This window comes from Streptomyces ficellus, assembly GCF_009739905.1.
Classification (GTDB): domain Bacteria; phylum Actinomycetota; class Actinomycetes; order Streptomycetales; family Streptomycetaceae; genus Streptomyces; species Streptomyces ficellus_A.
On the sequence record NZ_CP034279.1, the window covers coordinates 2,508,766 to 2,528,556 of the forward strand.

Annotated in this window: 17 protein-coding genes; 5 read left to right on the forward strand and 12 right to left on the reverse strand. The window is 72.9% G+C overall.

Annotation, left to right across the window (positions count from 1 at the left end; all coding sequences use genetic code 11):
* Positions 1–151: 151 nt before the first annotated feature.
* A complete protein-coding gene (locus EIZ62_RS10710) occupies positions 152–1,588 on the forward strand; it encodes a zinc-dependent metalloprotease (protein ID WP_156692471.1) in 1,437 nt (478 codons plus the stop codon).
* Positions 1,585–2,106: an NUDIX hydrolase gene (locus tag EIZ62_RS10715; protein WP_156692472.1), complete on the forward strand. Its 522-nt coding sequence runs from the start codon at positions 1,585–1,587 to the stop codon at positions 2,104–2,106. The genes EIZ62_RS10710 and EIZ62_RS10715 overlap by 4 nt, the downstream gene beginning before the upstream one ends.
* Positions 2,107–2,197: 91 nt before the next feature.
* Here EIZ62_RS10715 and EIZ62_RS10720 read toward each other — a convergent pair whose 3' ends face one another.
* From EIZ62_RS10720 to EIZ62_RS10735, 4 genes are all read right to left on the reverse strand, one after another.
* The gene (locus EIZ62_RS10720) at positions 2,198–2,953 is read right to left on the reverse strand and encodes an AIM24 family protein (RefSeq protein WP_156692473.1); all 756 of its coding nucleotides are present in this window, start codon (positions 2,951–2,953) and stop codon (positions 2,198–2,200) included.
* Between the two features lie 19 nt (positions 2,954–2,972).
* Entirely contained in the window at positions 2,973–3,653 is a 681-nt protein-coding gene (locus EIZ62_RS10725) for an AIM24 family protein (RefSeq protein ID WP_156692474.1), read from the reverse strand.
* Between the two features lie 13 nt (positions 3,654–3,666).
* Positions 3,667–5,352 carry a TerD family protein gene (locus tag EIZ62_RS10730; protein ID WP_156692475.1) on the reverse strand — a complete coding sequence of 562 codons (1,686 nt, stop codon included), beginning with the start codon at positions 5,350–5,352 and terminating at the stop codon, positions 3,667–3,669.
* A 132-nt stretch (positions 5,353–5,484) separates the two neighbouring features.
* Positions 5,485–6,060 (reverse strand): M48 metallopeptidase family protein, encoded by a 576-nt coding sequence (locus EIZ62_RS10735; protein ID WP_156692476.1) that lies wholly within the window; start codon positions 6,058–6,060, stop codon positions 5,485–5,487.
* Between the two features lie 221 nt (positions 6,061–6,281).
* Between EIZ62_RS10735 and EIZ62_RS10740 the strand changes: the two genes are divergently transcribed.
* Positions 6,282–7,427 carry a ThiF family adenylyltransferase gene (locus tag EIZ62_RS10740; RefSeq protein ID WP_156692477.1) on the forward strand — a complete coding sequence of 382 codons (1,146 nt, stop codon included), beginning with the start codon at positions 6,282–6,284 and terminating at the stop codon, positions 7,425–7,427.
* 64 nt (positions 7,428–7,491) lie between these two features.
* Entirely contained in the window at positions 7,492–8,868 is a 1,377-nt protein-coding gene (locus EIZ62_RS10745) for an ABC1 kinase family protein (RefSeq protein WP_156692478.1), read from the forward strand.
* Between the two features lie 294 nt (positions 8,869–9,162).
* Here EIZ62_RS10745 and EIZ62_RS10750 read toward each other — a convergent pair whose 3' ends face one another.
* The 5 genes from EIZ62_RS10750 to EIZ62_RS10770 form a co-directional block, all read right to left on the reverse strand.
* Positions 9,163–9,360 (reverse strand): hypothetical protein, encoded by a 198-nt coding sequence (locus EIZ62_RS10750; protein ID WP_156692479.1) that lies wholly within the window; start codon positions 9,358–9,360, stop codon positions 9,163–9,165.
* A 105-nt stretch (positions 9,361–9,465) separates the two neighbouring features.
* Positions 9,466–9,792: a hypothetical protein gene (locus tag EIZ62_RS10755; RefSeq protein WP_156692480.1), complete on the reverse strand. Its 327-nt coding sequence runs from the start codon at positions 9,790–9,792 to the stop codon at positions 9,466–9,468.
* A complete protein-coding gene (locus tag EIZ62_RS10760; protein WP_156692481.1) occupies positions 9,789–10,157 on the reverse strand; it encodes a WhiB family transcriptional regulator in 369 nt (122 codons plus the stop codon). The genes EIZ62_RS10755 and EIZ62_RS10760 overlap by 4 nt, the downstream gene beginning before the upstream one ends.
* Positions 10,158–10,327: 170 nt before the next feature.
* Positions 10,328–10,660 (reverse strand): hypothetical protein, encoded by a 333-nt coding sequence (locus tag EIZ62_RS10765; protein ID WP_156692482.1) that lies wholly within the window; start codon positions 10,658–10,660, stop codon positions 10,328–10,330.
* Positions 10,661–10,830: 170 nt separating this feature from the next.
* Positions 10,831–13,047: an ATP-dependent DNA helicase UvrD2 gene (locus tag EIZ62_RS10770; RefSeq protein ID WP_156692483.1), complete on the reverse strand. Its 2,217-nt coding sequence runs from the start codon at positions 13,045–13,047 to the stop codon at positions 10,831–10,833.
* A gap of 161 nt (positions 13,048–13,208) precedes the next feature.
* Here EIZ62_RS10770 and EIZ62_RS10775 point away from each other — a divergent pair, with 161 nt between their 5' ends.
* On the forward strand, positions 13,209–13,451 hold the full coding sequence (locus tag EIZ62_RS10775) for a mycoredoxin (protein WP_156692484.1): 243 nt from the start codon (positions 13,209–13,211) through the stop codon (positions 13,449–13,451).
* Positions 13,452–13,512: 61 nt separating this feature from the next.
* Here the strand turns inward: EIZ62_RS10775 and nudC are convergent, their stop codons facing one another.
* The 3 genes from nudC to EIZ62_RS10790 form a co-directional block, all read right to left on the reverse strand.
* Positions 13,513–14,424: an NAD(+) diphosphatase gene (gene nudC / locus EIZ62_RS10780; RefSeq protein WP_156696329.1), complete on the reverse strand. Its 912-nt coding sequence runs from the start codon at positions 14,422–14,424 to the stop codon at positions 13,513–13,515.
* Positions 14,425–14,672: 248 nt separating this feature from the next.
* Entirely contained in the window at positions 14,673–16,079 is a 1,407-nt protein-coding gene (locus EIZ62_RS10785; protein ID WP_156692485.1) for a dipeptidase, read from the reverse strand.
* Between the two features lie 10 nt (positions 16,080–16,089).
* The gene (locus tag EIZ62_RS10790) at positions 16,090–19,770 is read right to left on the reverse strand and encodes a UvrD-helicase domain-containing protein (RefSeq protein ID WP_156692486.1); all 3,681 of its coding nucleotides are present in this window, start codon (positions 19,768–19,770) and stop codon (positions 16,090–16,092) included.
* Positions 19,771–19,791 lie beyond the last annotated feature (21 nt).

The window sequence follows — 19,791 nt, forward strand, 5'->3', positions numbered from 1 at the left end:
GACGCGTACGTACCAGGTGGCGTCCATCCTGCCGCAGGCCGTCAGCCGGTGGAGCACCGAGCCCGCATCCGGCTCGGATGTCTACGCTGGTGGTGTTGTCGGGCAGCCGCCGCCGGCAGGAAGCCGGCGGCCCTACGAGCCGAGGAACCCCGTGAGTGACTCCCCATTCGGATTCGGCCTTCCGCCGGAGGAGCCGGAGGACGGCGACGAAGGCAAGAAGAAGGGACCTGCCGAAGGTGGCCAGGGTGCCGGTGGCAATCCCTTCGGGTTCGGCGGCATGCCGGGCGGCGGGGACAACCCGTTCGCCGCGATGTTCGGCTCGCTGAACCCCTCGGACCTGGGGGCGGCCTTCCAGCAGCTCGGCCAGATGCTGAGCTATGAGGGCGGTCCCGTCAACTGGGACATGGCCAAGCAGATCGCCCGCCAGACGGTCTCGCAGGGCACGCCCGACGGCACCAAGGACGCCAGTGTGGGTCCCGCCGAGCGGGCGGCCGTCGAGGAGGCCGTGCGCCTGGCCGACCTGTGGCTGGACGGCGTGACGTCCCTCCCCTCGGGAGCGGGCACCGCCGTGGCGTGGAGCCGCGCGGAGTGGGTCGAGGCGACGCTGCCGGCCTGGCAGCAGCTGGTGGACCCGGTCGCCGAGCAGGTCGGCGCGGCCATGGGCAATGTGCTGCCCGAGGAGATGCAGGCCATGGCGGGCCCGCTGATCGGCATGATGCGCTCCATGGGCGGCGCCATGTTCGGGCAGCAGATCGGGCAGGCCGTGGGCGCCCTGGCCGGCGAGGTGGTCGGTTCGACCGATGTCGGGCTGCCGCTCGGACCGGCCGGCAAGGCCGCGCTGCTGCCGCTGAACGTGGCGGCGTTCGGCAAGGACCTGAGCGTGCCGCAGGACGAGGTGCGGCTGTACCTGGCGCTGCGCGAGGCCGCCCACCAGCGGCTCTTCGCCCATGTGCCGTGGCTGCGTTCGCACCTGTTCGGCGCGGTCGAGGGGTACGCGCGCGGGATCAAGGTCGACACCGGCAAGCTGGAGGACGCGGTCGGCGGGCTCGACCCGTCCAACCCCGAGCAGCTTCAGGAAGCACTCCAGCAGGGCATGTTCCAGCCGGAGGACACGCCGGAGCAGAAGGCCGCCCTGGCGCGCTTGGAGACGGCGCTGGCGCTGGTCGAGGGCTGGGTGGACGCGGTGGTGCACGAGGCCGCCAAGAGCCGCCTGACGTCCGCTGACGCGCTGCGTGAGACGCTGCGCCGCCGGCGCGCCTCGGGCGGTCCCGCCGAGCAGACGTTCGCGACGCTGATCGGCCTGGAGCTGCGGCCGCGCCGGCTGCGGGACGCCTCGCGGCTGTGGGCGTCGCTCACGGACGCGCGTGGCGTCGACGGCCGGGACGGCCTGTGGGAGCACCCCGACATGCTGCCCACCGCGTCCGACCTGGACGACCCGGACGGCTTCGTCCACCGCGAGCACCTGGACTTCTCGGAGCTCGACAAGATGCTCGGCGAGGCCGCCGGCGGCGGCAAGCGGGACCAGGGTGACGAGCCGGAGCAGGGCCCGGGGAAGCGCGAGCAGGGTGAGGACGACTCCGACAAGTGAGCCTGTACGACGACGCCGTCCTCGTACTGAAGGGGTACGAGGAGCAGCCGGAGCTGCGCCAGGTCTATCTCGACCACCTGGCGGCCCACCCGGACGGCATATGGAAGGCCTGTGGGGCCGGGCACCTGACGGCCAGCGCGCTGGTGGTCGATCCGGGCCGCGGCCGGGTCCTGCTGACCCTGCACAAGAAGCTCGGTATGTGGCTGCAGATGGGCGGCCACTGCGAGCCCGGTGACGAGACGGTCGCCGGGGCGGCGCTGCGCGAGGCCACCGAGGAGTCCGGGATCCCCGGTCTGACGCTGCTCCCGGGCGGTCCGGCGCGTCTGGACCGGCACGCGATCCCGGCGCCCTGCCACTGGCACCTCGACCTGCAGTACGTGGCAATCGCGCCGCCGGACGCGGTGGCGGCGATCAGTGACGAGTCGCTGGACCTGCGCTGGTTCGCCTACGAGGACGTGGCGGCCGTGGCCGACGCGTCGGTGGTGCGGCTGGTGGAGGCGGCCCGGGCCACGCTGTAGCGCGGGACACGGGTAAGGGGCGGCCGCCATGGCGACCGCCCCTTACGGGCGTCCGGAGCCGGCACGGGCACCCGGCGTCGGTGCGAAGGCTTCAGTTCCAGGCGTTGTTCTGGTTCTGCGCGTGCGCGCCCTGTTGCCCCACGCCGAACTGCGCGCCGAGTCCCTGGCCGATCTGAGCGGCCTGCGGCGGCATGACCTCGCTGGGCTGGACGAGCGCGAAGCCCTGGCCCAGGAAGCTCAGCTCCCAGCCCTCGCCGGTGCTGCCGCGGCGGCGGCGCACGTTGGACGAGTGCGTCTGCGCCTGCATCTGGACCCGCAGCGACGTCGACCAGGCGACGATCGCGTCCGCGTCGACGCTGACGTACTTGTCCGGGGTGACGTCCATCATCAGCGGCTGGCCGGAGGTCATCAGCGCGACCTTGCCCCGGCCGGAGATGTTCAGCTGGTACTTCCCGGAGCCGGAGATGCCGTACTGGCTGTCCACCGCGATGACCTCGGTGTGCAGCGCGGAGTCCAGCGCCAGGACGTAGGCGCTGTCCACGGTCAGGCCCTCGTTGTCGACGTCCACGACGTGGATGTACTGGGCCAGGTTGGCGAAGTAGACGGTGCCCTGCCCGGAGCAGCGCATCAGGTCCAGGCCCTCACCGGTGTTGGCGCGGGCGCGGCGCTGGTTGTTGTTCTGGTACTCGCCGTCGAAGTCCATCAGCCCCTGGTACGCGACCATGGCGCCCTTGCGGGCGAGGACGTCGTCGTGGCCGGTGAGGGCGACCCGCAGGAGCTGCGGGTTTTGCACGACGTACCGCTCCTGGCTCTGCTGTTCGGTGTGGCTGAAAAGCGGGCTCTGCATGGTGTGTTCTCGCTCCCCCTCAGCCCCGGACCCGCAGGCGGTCCGTGCTGTCCTCGCTCGGCTGTACGACGACGATGCCCTGTCCCGAGAAGGCCATCTGGTACGCCTCTCCGCTGCCCCGCCCGATCAGGGAGGAGGCCTTGAAGCTGCGCTTGCCCTTGACCTTGAGCGCCGGTGACCAGGCCACCAGCGCGTCGGGGTCGACGTACGTCTCGTCCTCGCCGCGGCCGCAGTCGACGACGATCGGGGTGCCGCGCGAGGTCAGGGCGACCCAGCCGGTGCCGGCGAACTGGACGTTCCACAGGCCCTGGCCGGCGAACTTGGCCATGCCCTTGACCCTTTCGGCACCCCACTGGAGGTGTGCGTCGAAGGCCAGCACATTGGTGCCGTTCACGGAGAGCGCGTCGTTGTTGAGGTTGATGACGACGACGTCCGCGCCGTAGTCCGCGAGGTACAGCAGACCGTCGCCGGAGCACTTCATGACGGGGGCGCCCTCGCCCGTCACCCACTGGGAGGCGATCTGGCGGACGGCCGGGGGGTTGGGCTCGTACTGGACGAAGCCCTCGTAGGACACGACGGAGCCGGTGCGCGCGTACAGGTCCTGGCCGGAGGCCATGGCGACCTTCAGCATGTGACGGCCGTGGTTCTCCATCCGGGCCACGACCGGGGTCGGGGCGAAGCCCGCGAGTTGCTGGTTCATTGTTCGGGCTCCCTCAGACCTCGTAGGGCTGGACGACGATGAAGTTGCCGGGGGCTCCCCGGAACTGCAGGTTGACGGTCTCGCCACTGTGGCCGGGGTAGGCGTTGCGGCGCAGCCGGACCTGGCTGGAGAGGATCACCTGGGACGCGGACGACCAGGCGACGACCGCGTTGCAGTCGGCGAACGTCGTCGGGGTGACGGGCAGGACGACCGGGACGCCGCGGGTCTTGACGACGACCGTGCCGGAGCCCTGGAACTGCATGGTGAACAGTGCCCCGCCGGGGATGCCGTGGCCCTCGATGCGGCGGACCTCGTACTGCAGCGTCTCGTCGAACGCCAGGACGTTCTCGGCGGAGACGCAGATGCCGTCGCCCTGGAGCTCGATGGGGTGCAGGTGGGCGCCCTCCTCGGCGAGGAAGACCTGGCCGCGGCCGGTGCAGCGCATCAGCTGCATCTCCTGGCCGGTGGCATTGCCGACGATGCGGCCGGAGAAACCGGCGCCCTTGTAGCTGAAGTCGACCTTGCCCTGGTACATGACCATGCTGCCCTGCCGGGCGAGGACGGGCGTGCCGCCCATGGCCAGGTCAACCCGCATGAGCTGCTGGTTCTGCGGCGTCCAGCGCTGCCCGGTGGCGGTCTCGCGGTACTTCTGGAGGGCGGCCTCGAGTCCGGGGCCGGCCTGCGGCATGCCCTGGGGCACGCCCTGAGGGGCTCCGCCGGGCGGCATGCCGAGGGGCGGCTGCTGGCCGTAGGGCTGGCCGTACGGCTGCCCGGGCTGCTGACCGTACGGGCCGGGCGCCGGGGGCTGCTGCCCGTAGGGCGCCGGGGCGCCGTGCGGGGGCGTCTGGCCCGGCACCTGGCCGTACTGCGGCTGGTGGGGCTGCTGAGGCGGCTGGCCGTACGGCGACGGCGGGGCGGGCGGGGTCGGCGCGGCCGGTGCGGGCGCTGCGATCGGTGCGGCGAGCGTCGGCGCGGTGTGCACGGGCTGCTGCACCGGCGCGGGAGCCGGAGCTGGAGCGGGAGCGGCGGGGGCGCCGAACGACGGGGCGGGCTGCGGGGCCTGCGGAGACTGCGGGGCCTGCGGCGCGGCGGGCGCGGCCGGGGCGCCGAACGCGGGCGGGGCGAAGGACGGCGCCGCGGCCTGCGGCTGCTGCGGGGCGGCCTGCTCCTCCTCGGCGACCTCGCCACCGAAGTTCTTCAGCAGCGCCTCCAGTCCGCCGTCGAAGCCCTGGCCGACGGCGGCGAACCGCCAGACGTCCTTGAGGTAGAAGTCGCCCAGCATCACCGCGCGCTCGGTGCTGAACTCCGAGCCGTCGAACGCGTACCGGGCGACCTCCTCGCCGCCCGCCACGATCCGGATGTACCCGGGGCCCACCTGGGACATCTGGCCCGCGCCGTCGATCGTCGCGGTGAACGAGAGCTTGTGGATCTGCGGCGGGACGCGGTCGAGCGTGACGCGGAAGGACTCGGTGTCACCGGCCTGCGCGCCGAGCAACTGGAGGGACTCCTCGGGCGACTTCGGCTGGTTGAAGAAGATGAAATACCGGTCGTCCGAGAGCTGCTCATTGGCGTCGAGTCCGAAGCAGCTGATGTCAAAGGTCAGACCTGGAGCGGCGATCTGCACTCCCACGTACAGATCGGTTCCGGGTGTGAGATCGCTGATCTTGGCCTTGTGGCCCCGTTGGAATTCCCTGGCCATGCGTAACGACCGTCCCCCATCCCGAATTTTCGAATGCGTCGCGCCAGGCTAACGGCTGGCGACGACAATGAGCCAAGTCGGGACGGTTTCGGTACAGGATCGGTGAATGTCACTCTCCGCGAGCGACTGGTGTCACTCTCCGCGACCGGCCGGGAGGTGCGGCAAGCGGCCCGCCGCGGCGACTCCTTCGAGGTAGCCGCGCGCCCGCTCGGTGCGGGGGTAGGCCTCCAGCAGCCGCCAGAACCGGGGTCCGTGGCCAGGAACCAGCAGGTGCGCCAGCTCGTGCACGAGGACGTAGTCCACGACATACTCGGGCATGCCCTGGAGACGGTGCGACAGCCGGATGCTGCCCTCCGCCGGGGTGCAGGAACCCCACCGGGTGTTCTGGTTGGTGACCCACCGGACCGACGCCGGCCGCGCCCTGCCCTCGAAATACTGGGCGGACAGCCGCTCCGCGCGCTCGGTCAGCTCCGCGTCGCCGAGGATCCGTTTGCTCTCCTGGGCGGCGAGCTTGTCGAGCATCACGCTCACCCAGCGCCGCTCCTCAGCCTCCGACATCCGGGCCGGAATGAGCACGACGGTCCGGTCGCCCTCGCGGTAGGCGGAGACGGTCCTGTTGCGCCGGGGGCTCCTGCGCACCTCGACCGCACTCGTCCCGGTACGGCGGGGAGAGTCGCTCGTCGGACTGCGCTGTGGGTCGGCGGGCACGGCCCCGACGTTACCCGCTGTCAGCGCGGGAAGTCCCGCCCCCGGAACGGTTCGCCTCCGATCCGTCCACAGCCTGCACCATTTGAACGACTAATACACCCTGCCTGTGGACAACTTTCCTGAGCCTCCGCCGCCGCCGGGCATTCTGTCCCCGGGAGATCGACGAGGGACCGGCGGCGGCTTCTCGACGAAGATCGTCGACGAGGATCACGGGGGCGGATATGCATCCGATGGTGAAGCCCGCGCTGCGGCGTGCGTGGCGGAATCTGCAGTTCGTGCAGTTCGGGGCGGCACCGGCGCACGCGGTGGTGGTCGGTCCCATGGACACGACGACGGGCAGTCTGCTCGCGCTGTTCGACGGGACGCGGGGGCTCGCGCTGCTGCGGGAGGAAGCACGGGCGCTGGGGCTGCCGGACGGGCGGATGGAGGCGCTGCTGGACCGGCTGGCGGAGGCGGGGCTGTTGGACGACTCGGCGGCCGGCGATCCGGCGGCCGATGCGTTGCGCAGGGAGGACGGCGCGCACGACCGGCTGCGCGCCGACCTGGCGTCACTGTCCGTCGTGCACCGCGAACCGGGCGGTGCGGCGCGCAGGCTGGCGGCGCGGCGGGCGATGCGGGTGCAGGTCAGGGGCGCCGGACGAGTGGGGGCGAGTGTCGCCGCGCTGCTGTCCGCCGCCGGGGTGGGCCGGGTGGAGGTGCTGGACGGCGAATGCGTCGAGCCGTGGGACGTGACGCCCGGCGGGCTGCCCGAGGAGGCGGTCGGTGAGCGGCGCGATACGGCCGCCCGGCGGCTGGTGGGGCGGTCGGCGCCGGGCGGACGGGTGCCGCGGAGGGCGCGGGCGGGCAGGGAAGCCGGCTCGGAGCCCGGGCTGTCGCTGGTGGTGGTCGCGCCGCGGGACGGTCTCGGGGCGTACGCCCCGGATCCGGTGCCCGCCGACGAGTGGGTGGCCACGGGCACGCCGCACCTGTACGCGGGGGTGATCGAGGCGACGGGCGTGGTGGGTCCGCTGGTGCTGCCGGGCGGCACGGCCTGCGCGGGGTGTGTGGAGCTGGGGCGCGCGGACCGGGATCCGGTGTGGCCGCGGATGCTGGCGCAGTGGCGTTCGGGCCGGCACAACCGGGTGCCGGCGTGCGACCAGGGGCTGGCCGCCGCGGTGGCGGGACTGGCGGCGGCGCACGCCCTGTCGTTCCTGGACGGGGAACTGCCCGCGAGCACCGGCGCCCGGTGGGAGGCGTCGTTGCCGTTGCTGGAGTGGCGCGCGGAGCGGATGTCGCCCCACGTCGCCTGCCCCTGTGGGGCGGCCCGGCGCACCGAGGGGGTGCACGCCTCGGGGCCCGCGAGCGAACAGGACACAATGACGGGGTAACCGCGGTCGACGAAGCGACGCCGAGGGCAAACGCGGCACGGCAGGCTGGGACTTGGAGGGGCGTATGTCTGATCTTCCCCGGAAGGCGGTAACCCGTACCGTCAAATTGGCCTCGTTGCCTCTGGGCTTCGCCGGCCGCGCCACGTGGGGGCTGGGCAAGCGGATCGGGGGCAAGTCCGCGGAGATCGTGGCCCGGGAGCTGCAACAGCGCACGGCGGACCAGCTCTTCAAGGTGCTGGGCGAGCTGAAGGGGGGCGCGATGAAGCTCGGGCAGGCACTGTCCGTCTTCGAGTCCGCGCTGCCGGAGGAGATAGCGGGCCCCTACCGGGCGGCGCTGACCAAGCTCCAGGAAGCGGCTCCGCCGATGCCGACGCGCACGGTCCACGCGGTGCTGGAGGAGCGGCTGGGCGAAGGATGGCGCGAGCTGTTCCTGGAGTTCCAGGACAAGCCGTCGGCCGCCGCCTCGATCGGTCAGGTGCACCGGGCCGTGTGGCACGACGGGCGCCGGGTCGCCGTGAAGGTGCAGTACCCGGGCGCGGGCGAGGCGCTGCTGTCGGACCTCGCGCAGCTGAGCCGGTTCGCCCGGCTGCTGGGGCCGCTGGTGCCGGGCATGGACATCAAGCCGCTGATCACGGAGCTGCGGGACCGAGTGGCCGAGGAGCTGGACTACGGCCTGGAGGCGCAGGCCCAGCGGAAGCACGCCGAGGAGTTCGCCGACGACCCGGACGTGGTGGTGCCCGGTGTCGTCCACCAGTCCGACCAGGTGCTGGTGACCGAGTGGATCGACGGCACGCCCCTGGCGGACGTCATCGCGGACGGTACGCCGGAGCAGCGTGACCGGGCGGGGCAGTTGCTCGCGCGGTTCCTCTTCTCGGGGCCGGCCAGGACCGGCCTGCTGCACGCGGACCCGCACCCGGGGAACTTCCGGCTGCTGCCGGCCGGGGACGATCAGGAGGACGTGGCGGGCTGGCGGCTCGGCGTCCTCGACTTCGGCACCGTCGACCGGCTGCCGGGCGGCCTGCCCGAGACCATCGGGGCCTCCCTGCGGATGACCCTGGAGGGCGAAGCGGAGGGGGTGTACGAACTGCTCCGCGAGGAGGGCTTCGTCAAGGAGACGATCGACCTCGACCCCGACGCGGTGCTGGAGTACCTGCTGCCGATCATCGAGCCGGCTCAGGCGGACGAGTTCACCTTCACCCGGGACTGGATACGCAGCCAGGCCGCACGGATCGCCGATGTGCGCTCACCGGCGCACCAGTTGGGCAAGCAGCTGAACCTGCCGCCGTCGTACCTGCTGATCCACCGGGTGACGCTGAGCACGATCGGCGTGCTGTGCCAGCTGAACGCGACGGTACGACTGCGGGACGAGCTGGAGTCGTGGCTGCCCGGCTTCGTACCTGAAGGCGACGCGGATCCGGCACCCGCGGAGGCACACGCCTGACGGGGGTCGGACTGGGGCTGACCGGGCCGGCACGGCGTGGCCCGACCGGCCCGCACCCGGCCTGGCCGACAGGGTCTGCCCGTGGCCGGCCCCGGCCTGGCACGGCCAGACGCGTGGCCTGGTCCGACGCGTGGCCTGGTCCGATTCGGCCTGGTCCGACGCGGCCTGGTCCGACGCGGCCTGGTCCGATTCGGCCCGGTCGGACTCGGCCTGGTCTGGCGTGGCCTGGCCCGGGGACGGCACCGGGGCGCAGCACGTAGGCGGAGGGGCGGGGAGGGGGAGGGGGGCGGGGCCCTACCACCAGGAGGAGTCGAGTCTGCTCTCGATGGCTCTGAGGTGTTCCCGGGCGCAGTCGTCGCAGAAGTAGAGGCGGGTGCCGTTCTCGACGGAGCAGGTCCAGGTCACCGGGAGGCTGTCGGCGGTCGCGCCGCAGCGGGAGCACACCACACTCTGCGCAGTCGGCTGCGCGGGGGGAGAAGTCCGCTCGTTCACTACGAGACGATAACTCCGCCCGGTGGCTCGGGCCACGCGCCACGCACCGCGGGGACCGGCCCGTCAGGACCGGTCCCCGGTGGGTGATCAGTGCCGGCTGGGCACTTAGTTCATGACGGCCATGGCCAGCGCGCGGCGGGCGCGCATCGACACGCGCTCGGCGCGACGCTGCATGCGCCGGGCGGCGACCAGGCGCATGGCCTGGCGTTCCGCGTCGGCTTCCCGCATGCGGTCGTGCATATGGGCTCGGGCCAAGGCTTCTTGGATGAGTTGCATCTCACGGTTCCTGTTCTGACGCGACACGGTCGCGCCGGTGGTGCTGAAGGCTGGGGTGGCGGAGCCGGACGGCTCGCTGGCGGAAGAGGTCATCGGGGCCTGCTTCTGGGGATCGTGCGTGAGGGGGCGGTCGATGGTTCCGGCTCGGACGTTCATGCCGTGACCGGGTTCTTGCGCGGGCGGCCACGGGGCCGCTTGCGGGCGACGACCACACCCTGGACGAAGAGCTCACCGCCCCAGACGCCCCACGGCTCGCGCCGCTCCTTGGCGCCCGCGAGGCAGGCCTCCATCAGCGGGCAGGTGCGGCAGAGGGACTTGGCGTACTCGACGTCCGCCGGCGACTCGGCGAAGAAGACCTCCGGGTCGTACGAGCGGCAGGGGACGGGTACGCCGAGGTTCTCGATGGCGTCGTCGAGCGCGGTGAGCGCGGTGAGGGGGGTCAAGGTCTGGTCCTCCGTGGGGACGGGCGGGGAGATCGTTCCGGAAGGCGGTACGGACGGGGCGTGCGCTTCGAGTTGCACGGTGTGGTTTTCCTCGTCTGGTCGGTCCGGCCTGTTGGCCGGTGGGCTGGTACCGGGTACTGCGTCGTCCCGAGGCTCCTTCGCTCCGCTTCGCCCGTTCGGGCAAAACAGAAGGGCCGCGGATCCCGGGTGGGGTTCCGCGGCCCTGAAGGCGCCGGCCTGATCATGGATCAGGCTGGATCACTCCAGGGTTCGAGCCCACGGAAGGCCCACATCGAGTGGTGCTGCTGCGTCTGCGTCTTGGTTTCGGCACCGGTCGCCGCAAAGGCGTAGGCCTGAACGGCCTTGCCTGCTGCTACTCCTGCTTCCAGTGCCTTGGTCGGTCGCTCATTGCGCTCCCGGACGGGGAGAGCCGCCAGGAGGGTGGCAGGACGCACGGCGGCGAAGCCGGGCAGACCGGTGGCGATGAGCGAACGGGAGAGGCCGAGCGAGCAGGTGGAGACGACCGCGCGATCGGTCATTTTGGCGGTGGTGCTGGCGGAGCTGCTGTAGATGCTGATCACTGGAATCGCCTCCTCTCGGCGTCTCAAGGGGGGTCGGTCGGAACCGGTCCCGCACGTATTCGGATAAGTACAGCACGAAGCCAGGGCTTCGGAGAAGCCGCTGTTTCCGTGGTTAAGAACCTATGGGGCTTCCCGGGGCGGGCGCAAACTATTTTTTCGACGAGTTTGGATCAGTCCTCCCCGTCCCCCTCGCCAGGCTCTTGACCTGCGCAGATGGCGAGCACATCGGCGCCGAACCGGTCGAGCTTGCGGGCGCCGACGCCGGAGATGCGGGCCAGCTCGCCGTCGGTGGCGGGGACGGTCTCGGCGATCGCCATCAGGGTCTTGTCGGTGAAGACGCAGTACGGCGGCTGCCCGAGCCGTCCGGCCTGGTCCGCGCGCCACTCCCGGAGCCGCTCGTACAGCGCCTCGTCCATGTCGGAGGGGCAGTCCTCGCAGCGCATCAGTTTCATCTCGCCCGCGTCGGTGAGGGTCGCGCCGCACACCCGGCACCGCACCGGTCCGCGGCGCCCGCGCCGGGTGCCCGCCGCCGTGCCGCGGGCGTGCTCGACGCCGCCGCCACCGGCCGACGGGGGGCGGGCCCCCGGCGCGGTGGAGCCGGGGCGCAGTCCGCTGAGGAACCGGGACGGGCGGCGCGAGGCGCGGCCGCCCGGGGCGCGGGCGAGGGCCCAGGAGAGCGAGAGGTGGAGCCGGGCGCGGGTGACGCCCACGTAGAGCAGGCGGCGCTCCTCCTCGACCTGCTCGTCGGTCTTGGCGTACGTGATCGGCATCATGCCCTCGGTGAGGCCGACCAGGAAGACGGCGTCCCACTCCAGGCCCTTCGCCGAGTGCAGTGAGGCGAGGGTGACGCCCTGGACGGTGGGAGCGTGCTGGGCGGCGGCCCGTTCGTCGAGTTCCGCGACGAGGTCGCCGAGCGTGGCCCCGGGGCGGGCGCGGGCGAAGTCCTCGGCGAGCCGGACGAGTGCGGCGAGGGACTCCCAGCGGTCGCGGACCGCACCGGAGCCGGCGGGCGGTTCGCTGGTCCAGCCCTTGGTGGACAGCACGGCCCGCACTTGCGCGGGCAGGTCCTCGGCGTCGTCCAGCAGGGAGTCGTTGCCGCCCGCCCGGGCGGCGCCGCGCAGGGCCACTCCCGCTTCGCGTACCTCGGCGCGCTCGAAGAAGCGCTCGGCGCCGCGCAGCTGGTAGGGCACGCCGGCGTCGGCGAGGGCCTGCTCGTAGACCTCCGACTGGGCGTTGATCCGGTAGAGCACGGCGATGTCGCCGGCGGGGACGCCCGCGGCGATCAGGTCGCGGATGCGGCGGGCGGTGCCTTCCGCCTCGGCGGGCTCGTCGCCGTACTCGGCGTAGACGGGGTCGGGGCCGGGGGCGCGCTGGGAGACGAGTTCCAGCCGGTGTTCGGCGGCGCGGCCGCGGGCCTGGGCGAGCAGTCCGTTGGCCAGGTGGACGACCTGGGGGGTGGAGCGGTAGTCGCGGACGAGTTTGACCACGGTGGCGTTCGGGTGCCGGGTGCGGAAGTTCAGCAGGTGGTCGGGGGTGGCGCCGGTGAAGGAGTAGATCGTCTGGCTGGCGTCGCCGACGACGCACAGGTTGTCGCGGTCGCCGAGCCACAGGTCGAGCAGGCGCTGCTGGAGCGGTGAGACGTCCTGGTACTCGTCGACGACGAAGTGCTGGTACTGACCGCGGATGCGGTCGGCGATGTCGTGCCGGTCCTGGAGGATGCCGACGGTGAGCAGCAGGACGTCCTCGAAGTCGATGGCTCCGCGGTCGCGCTTGAGCTGCTCGTACATGGCATAGATCTGGCCGATCTCGGCGGGGTCGCGCGGGGCGTCGCGGAGGGCTTTGGCGACGGCGGCGGGGTAGTCGGCGGGGACGGTCTGGGTGACTTTGGCCCATTCGATCTCGCTGGTGACGTCGCGCAGCTCGTTGCGGTCGAGGCGGACGCGGCAGCGGGCTCCCGCCTCGGCGACGAGCTGGACCTTGCGCTCCAGCAGGCGCGGCAGCTCGCCGCCGACTGCTTTCGGCCAGAAGTACTGGAGCTGCCGGAGGGCTGCCGAGTGGAACGTGCGCGCCTGGACGCCGCCCGCTCCGAGCTGCCTGAGCCGGCCGCGCATCTCGCCCGCGGCGCGGTTGGTGAAGGTGACGGCCAGCACGCTGCTGGGCTGGAGTATGCCCGCGCGGACGCCGTACGCGATGCGGTGGGTGATCGCGCGGGTCTTGCCCGTGCCGGCGCCGGCCAGCACGCACACCGGGCCGTGCAGGGCGGTCGCCACCGCGCGCTGCTCGGGGTCCAGCCCGTCGAGCACCGCGTCGGCGTCCGCGGGCGGAGCCGGGAACTGGCTCGGTCCCGGGGCCTGCGGGAAGAGAGTGGAGTGCGTTGCTGATGTCACCCTGCCATGCTGCCAGGTCGCCGGAGACCGGCGGGACGGTTGTCCACAGGGCCGGCTTCGCGGTCGTACTAATGCGGGAATGGTGGCGGAGACCTGTACGTTCTGCTTCCTGGTGCCCCGAGGCACCCGACCCCCCGAAGCGAACCCGAGGAGCGCAGACGATGCAGGGCAGCCTGACGATGTACAGCACGACGTGGTGCGGCTACTGCCGGCGGCTGAAGAGCCAGATGGACCGCGAGGGCATCGCGTACACCGAGATCAACATCGAGCAGGACCCGGAGTCGGCCGCGTTCGTGGAGAAGGCCAACGGGGGCAACCAGACCGTCCCGACCGTGCTCTTCGCGGACGGGACGACCCTGACGAACCCCTCGCTGGCCCAGGTCAAGCAGAAGATCGGCGCCTGACCGCCGACCGGCGCCACGCCGGTCGCCCAGGGTCCCCGGTCTCACGCCAGGGTCCGCGGCGTTACGCCAGGGTCCCGGGCTTAGGGAGCGGCCGGCCGTACCAGAGCTCGATGAGACGGGCCGCGATCGAGATTCCGTAGGGGGGAAGGACCTCGCCGGACTCGAACGCGGCCCGCAGCTCTTCCCGGGAGAACCAGCGGGCCTCCTCGATCTCGTCCCCGTCGACGTTGATCTCCGAGGACGTGGCCCGGGCCATGAAGCCCAGCATGAGGCTGGACGGGAAGGGCCACGGCTGGCTGGCGACGTACTCCACCTCGCCGACCGTCACTCCGGCCTCTTCGAAGACCTCCCGTGCCACGGACTGCTCGATGGACTCGCCAGGCTCCACGAAGCCCGCGAGCGTCGAGAAGCGGCCCTCCGGCCAGTGGACCTGCCGGCCCAGCAGCGCCCGGTCCTCCTCGTCCGTCACCAGCATGATCACGGCGGGGTCGGTGCGCGGGTAGTGCTCCGCGCCGCACGCGGGGCAGCGGCGGATGTGGCCGGCCGCCGCGATCACCGTGCGCTCGCCGCAGCGCGAGCAGAAGCGGTGCAGCCGCTGCCAGTTCTCCAGCGCCACCGCGTGCACCATCAGGCCCGCGTCGCGCGGCGACAGCAGCAGGCCTGCCTCGCGCAGACCGGCCGGCCGCGCGGACTGGTCCATGCGCCCGGGCAGGGAGTCCTTCTGGAGGGCGAAGTAGCTGACGCCGTCGGTGTCCGTGCCCAGGAAGTAGCGGTGGGTCTCGGTGACGGGCGCCTCGAAGGCGGGGGTCATGACCAGTTCGGTGCGGCCGTCGGGGGTGTCGTCGATCAGGACCTGACCGCCGGACACGACGAAGACGCGGGTCGTCGGGTGGCTCCAGGCCGCGGCGAGCCAGGCCTCGTCGAGGCGGTGGTGGGCGGCACGGTCGATGCCGCTCGGGGCGGTGAGGCCGATCGGCCGGAGTGTTGCCTCGTGCCGGTACGCGGCCTCGTGACGACGGTCGGGCCCGGGCCGGTGGTCGGGCTCGTGGCGGCGGTCGTCCTCGGGCTGGTGGTCCGCTTCGGGCCGCTGCCCGGGCGCGGGCAGGTGCCCGGCCTCGTTACTGATGGTGCTCACTGGTGCTTCCAACTCCCCCGGTGGATGGGTTTCCCTGGGTGTCTGTGCGGAGTGTCCGTCCGGCGCGCTGCGCTAGCGCCGCGGCGCTAGCGCAGCGCGCCGGACAGGTCGCCCCACAGGTGGGCGACGGTCTCCACACCCTTGAACAGCAGGTCCAGCTCGACTTTCTCGTTCGGCGCGTGCCAGCCGTCGGACGGTACGGAGATGCCCAGGAACAGGACCGGCGCGGCCAGTACGTCCTGGAGGTCGGCGGCGGGGCCCGAACCGCCCTCACGGGTGAAACGGATTTTCGCGCCGTCGAAGGCCTTGCTCATCGACCGTACGACCGACTGGAGCGCCGGGTGGTCGAGGGGCGTCAGGCAGGGGCGGGTCGGCGCGCCGAAAGTGATCTTGTGCCGGATGCCGTCGGGGACGCGGGCGGCGACCCAGTCGCGCACGGCTGTTTCCAGTGCGTACGGGTCCTGGCCGGCCACCAGGCGGAACGACAGCTTCAGCATGGCGGAGGACGGGACGATCGTCTTGCCGCCGGGGCCCTGGTAGCCGCCACCCATGCCGTTGACCTCGGCGGTGGGGCGGGCCCAGACCCGCTCCAGGGTGGAGTAGCCGGCCTCGCCGAGCGTCCCGTACGACTTCGCGGTCGCCAGCCAGGAACTCTCGTCGAAGGGCAGCTCCGCGATCAGCGCCCGCTCGGCGTCGGTGAGCTCGGTGACGCCGTCGTAGAAGCCGGGGATCGTGACGCGCTCGTCCTCGTCGTGGAGCGCGGCGACGATCCGGGCGGCGGCCGTGACGGGGTTCGGGACGGCGCCGCCGAAGGAACCGGAGTGGATGTCCTGGTCGGGGCCGTACAGCTCGATCTCGCAGTCGGCCACGCCGCGCATGCCCGTGCACACGGTGGGCGTCGTCTCCGACCACATGCCCGTGTCCGAGACGACCACGGCGTCGGCGGCGAGCCGCTCCCGGTGGCCTTCCACGAGCGCCCGGAAGTGCGGCGAACCGGACTCCTCCTCGCCCTCGACGAGCAGCTTGAGGTTGACGGCGGGGGCGGAGCGGCCGGTCAGCGCGAGGTGGGCGCGCACACCCAGGGTGTGGAAGAACACCTGGCCCTTGTCGTCGGCGGCACCGCGCGCGTGGAGCCGGTTCCCGCGGATCACCGGCTCGAAGGGGTCGGTGTCCCAGCCGTCCTCGCGGGCGGCGGGCTGGACGTCGTGGTGGCCGTAGACCAGGACGGTGGGCGCGTCGTCCTCGCCGGCGGGCCACTCGGCGAAGACCGCCGGGGCGCCCTCGGTCTCCCAGACCTCGGCCACCGGGAAGCCGGTCTCCCTGAGCTTCCCCGCGAGCCACTCGGCGCTGCGCCGGACGTCCGGGGCGTGCTCGGGCTGCGCCGACACGGACGGGATGCGCAGCCACTCGACGAGGTCGTCGAGGAAGGCCGCACGGTGCTGCTCCGTGTACGTGCGTACGGTGTGGACGGCGCTGTCCGGGGTGTCGCTCATGCCCCCGAGCCTATCCGGCGTCCGGGGTGTCGCCGTCGGCCGTCCCACGGAGCAGGATGCGCTCGATCCCGGCGCGTCCGGGCAGGTCCGCCGGGCGGACGACCTCACCCGTGCGTACGTACACGAAGGCGGCCGTCACCGCCTCCGGCGGCAGCCCGTGCTGCTCGGCCCAGGCGAGCCGGTAGACCGCGAGCTGGAGGGGGTCGGCGGTGCGGGAGCGGTTGGTCTTCCAGTCGACGATCTCATATGTCACGGCCCCGGTGTCCGGGTCGGTGTCGCGGTACACGGCGTCGATCCGTCCCCGGACCACCCGGCCGGCGAGCTCCAGCTGGAACGGTGCCTCGACCCGGTGCGGGGTGCGGCGGGCGTACTCGGTGTTCTCGAACGCCTCCTTGAGTGCGGCCAGGTCCCGCTCGTCGGCAATCTCCGGCTCGTCGGCGTACACCTCGCCGCCGGGCAGCTCGTCGGGGCCGAGCATCGGCAGGGGCAGCTCCTCGAAGCGGGCCTCCACCCACGCGTGGAACCGCGTCCCGCGCCGGGCGGCGGGCTGGGGCGGGCGCGGCATGGGGCGGGCGAGCTCCTGGGCGAACCCGTCGGGGTCGGCGGCCAGGCGCAGCAGCTGGGAGGCGGACAGGGACGCCGGGAGGAGGACGTCCCGGGTCGTGGCGCGGGCGCGCAGCAGCTCGCCGGTGAGGGCGTCCAGGTCGCGGTCCCAGGACGCGACGGTACGGGACTCCTCGGGCGTCAGGCGCTCCCCCGGCCCGGTGGCGGGCGCGGGTACGGGCGCGGGCGCGGAGGCGTCGTCGGGCTTCCCGTGACGCGGGCCGGGCACGTGCGGCGAGGAGGCGCCGGGGTGTCCGGTCTCCCCCGCGTCCCGGTCCGCGGCACGATCCTGGGCCCGGCCCGCGGCCCGGCCCGGGGTTCCGTCCTCGGCCCGGCCCGCGGCCCGGCCCGGGGTTCCGTCCTCGGCCCGGTCCGGGGCGTCGCCGGGCCACGGCTCGTCGTCCTGCCACGGCTCGTCCTCGTGGGGCCATGGCTCGTGGTCGGGCCAGGGCTCGTCCGGCCACGGCTCGTCGGGGTCCGGGTGCTCGCGGTCGGCGTCCCGCCCGGTCGGGTCGGAGCCCTGCCCGTCCGCGCTCGACGCCTCCACGCGCGCGTGGAGGGCCTCGTCCTCGCCGGCCGGGGAGGTACCGGGCTCGGAGAGGGAGGCGAGGTGCTCCAGGACCTTGTCGGCGGCCGCGCGGCGGTGGGCCAGCGAGGTGGGGTCGAGCGGGAGGGGCCAGGCCTGGTCGGCCGTGGACTCCTTCAGCATGGAGTTCTCGGCGTCGCCGGCCGGCTCGTCCGCCCAGGCCTCGATCTCGCCGAAGCCGGCCGCGCAGTGGTCGTACAGGGCGTGCAGGAACGGGGAGGGGCCCCGCGGGCGCTTCTGGGAGGGGCCCCACCAGTGGGCGGAGCCCAGCAGGAGGGTGCGGGGGCGGGTGAAGGTGACGTATCCGAGGCGCAGTTCCTCGGTGTGCTGGTGGGCCTTCATGGCGTCCTTGAAGGACGTGAGGGACCGGGCGTCCCAGTCCTCGATCCCGGGGAGGGTCGGGGCGTCACCGCGCAGGGCGTGCGGCAGGACCTGCGGCTGAGCGGTCCAGGACTCCCGGGACCTGGTGCTGGGGAACTGGGAGGTGACCAGCCCGGGGACGGCGACGACGTCCCACTCCAGGCCCTTGGACTTGTGCGCGGTGAGGACCTTCACGGTGTTCTCGCCGCCCGGCAGGGCGTTGTCGAGGCCCTTCTCGTACTGGGCGGCGGTGCGCAGGAACCCCAGGAAGGCCAGCAGCGTCGCCTCGCCGTCCAGGGACGCGAAACGGGCCGCGACGTCGAGGAAGTTGGAGAGGGTCTCGCGGCGCCGGGCCGCCAGGGCGTGCGGGGACGCGGACAGCTCGACCTCCAGGCCGGTGGCGGCCAGGATGCGGTGCAGGACGTCCATGAGGGGGTCGGCCAGGGAGCGGCGCAGGTCGCGCAGCTCGGTGGCGAGGCGGGCGAACCGCACCTTCGCCTCGGCGGAGAACGGCAGGCCGTCGTCCTGGCCCGCCGGTTCGAGGAAGGTGTCCAGGGCGTCCGCGAGGGAGACCACTTCGGAGGGGTCCACGCCCTCGACGGCCGCGGCCAGCCGCTCGTCGGGGTCCGTGTCGCCGCCGTCCCTGGACCGGTGCACCAGCAGCCGGGCGCGCCGGCCCAGCAGCGCCAGGTCACGGGCGCCGATCCGCCAGCGGGGCCCGGTGAGCAGGCGTACGAGGGAGGCGTTGGCGCCCGGGTCCTGGAGGACCTCGCAGACCGCGACCAGGTCGGCGACCTCCGGGAGGTGCAGCAGCCCGGACAGGCCCACGACCTCCACGGGGACGTCCCGCGCGACCAGGGCGGCCTGGATCTCGGGGAAGTCGGTCGCCGTACGGCACAGGACCGCGATGTCGCCCGGTTCCTTGCCCGTGCGGACGAGGTGGGCGATGGAGTCGGCCAGCCAGGCGATCTCCTCGGCCTGGGTGGGCAGCAGCGCGATCCGGACGGTGCCGTCGCGCTCGGCGCCGGGGGCGGGGCGCAGCGCCTCCACGCCCGCGTGCATGGCGCGCAGGGGTTCGGCGAGCCCGTTGGCGAGGTCCAGGAGGCGACCGCCGCTGCGGCGGTTCTCGCTGAGGGAGAAGCGGGTGGCGGGGGTGCCGTCCGCGTACGGGAAGTGCTCGGGGAAGTCGTCCAGGTTGGCGACGGACGCGCCGCGCCAGCCGTAGATCGCCTGGCAGGGGTCGCCCACGGCGGTGACCGGGTGTCCCGTGCCGCCGCCGAAGAGCCCGGACAGCAGGAGCCGCTGGGCGACGGACGTGTCCTGGTACTCGTCGAGGAGCACGACCCGGAACTCGTCCCGGAGGATCGCCCCCGCCTCGGGGCGGGTGAGGGCCAGCTCGGCGGAGAGGGCGATCTGGTCGCCGAAGTCGAGCAGGTCGCGCTCGCGCTTGGCCGCGCGGTAGCGGACGACGAGGTCGGTGAGCTCGCGGCGGGCGCCGGCGGCCTCGGGGACCTTGCGGAGGTCGGCGTTGCTGAGGCGGGCGCCGGCGAGGGCGGTGAGCAGGCCGGAGTCGTACCGGAGGAGGTCGGCGGGGCGGACGAGGTGCTCGGACAGCTCCGCGTCCAGGGCGAGGAGGTCGCTGACGAGGGTGGGGAAGGACTTGGTGAGGGCCGGGTACGGGCCGGGTGCCTCGCGCAGCACGCGCGCGGCGAGCTGGTAGCGGGTGGCGTCGGCGAGGAGGCGGGCGGTGGGCTCCAGCCCGATGCGCAGGCCGTGGTCGGTGAGGAGCTGCCCGGCGAACGCGTGGTACGTGGAGATGCGGGGCTCCCCCGGCGGATCGTCCGGGTCGATGACGTCGGGGTCGGTCACTCCGGCACGGACCAGCGCCTTGCGGACGCGCTCGGCCAGCTCGCCGGCGGCCTTGTTGGTGAACGTGAGGCCGAGGACCTGCTCGGGGGCGACCTGCCCCGTACCGACCAGCCAGACCACCCGGGCGGCCATCACCGTCGTCTTGCCGGAGCCGGCTCCGGCCACGATGACCTGCGGGGCGGGCGGCGCGGTGATGCAGGCCGTCTGCTCCGGGGTGAACGGGATGCCGAGAAGCTCCTTGAGCTGCTCGGGGTCGGTGAGGCGAGTGGTCACGGTCAATGAGGCTAACCGGCC

Coding starts and splice junctions, on each gene's coding strand:
- EIZ62_RS10755 (WP_156692480.1), bottom strand. CDS start 9,792: ATGAACGTCCGAGCCGGAACCATCGACCGCCCCCTCACGCACGATCCC.
- EIZ62_RS10720 (WP_156692473.1), bottom strand. CDS start 2,953: ATGCAGAGCCCGCTTTTCAGCCACACCGAACAGCAGAGCCAGGAGCGG.
- EIZ62_RS10785 (WP_156692485.1), bottom strand. CDS start 16,079: ATGAGCGACACCCCGGACAGCGCCGTCCACACCGTACGCACGTACACG.
- EIZ62_RS10745 (WP_156692478.1), top strand. CDS start 7,492: ATGTCTGATCTTCCCCGGAAGGCGGTAACCCGTACCGTCAAATTGGCC.
- EIZ62_RS10740 (WP_156692477.1), top strand. CDS start 6,282: ATGCATCCGATGGTGAAGCCCGCGCTGCGGCGTGCGTGGCGGAATCTG.
- EIZ62_RS10775 (WP_156692484.1), top strand. CDS start 13,209: ATGCAGGGCAGCCTGACGATGTACAGCACGACGTGGTGCGGCTACTGC.
- EIZ62_RS10725 (WP_156692474.1), bottom strand. CDS start 3,653: ATGAACCAGCAACTCGCGGGCTTCGCCCCGACCCCGGTCGTGGCCCGG.
- EIZ62_RS10730 (WP_156692475.1), bottom strand. CDS start 5,352: ATGGCCAGGGAATTCCAACGGGGCCACAAGGCCAAGATCAGCGATCTC.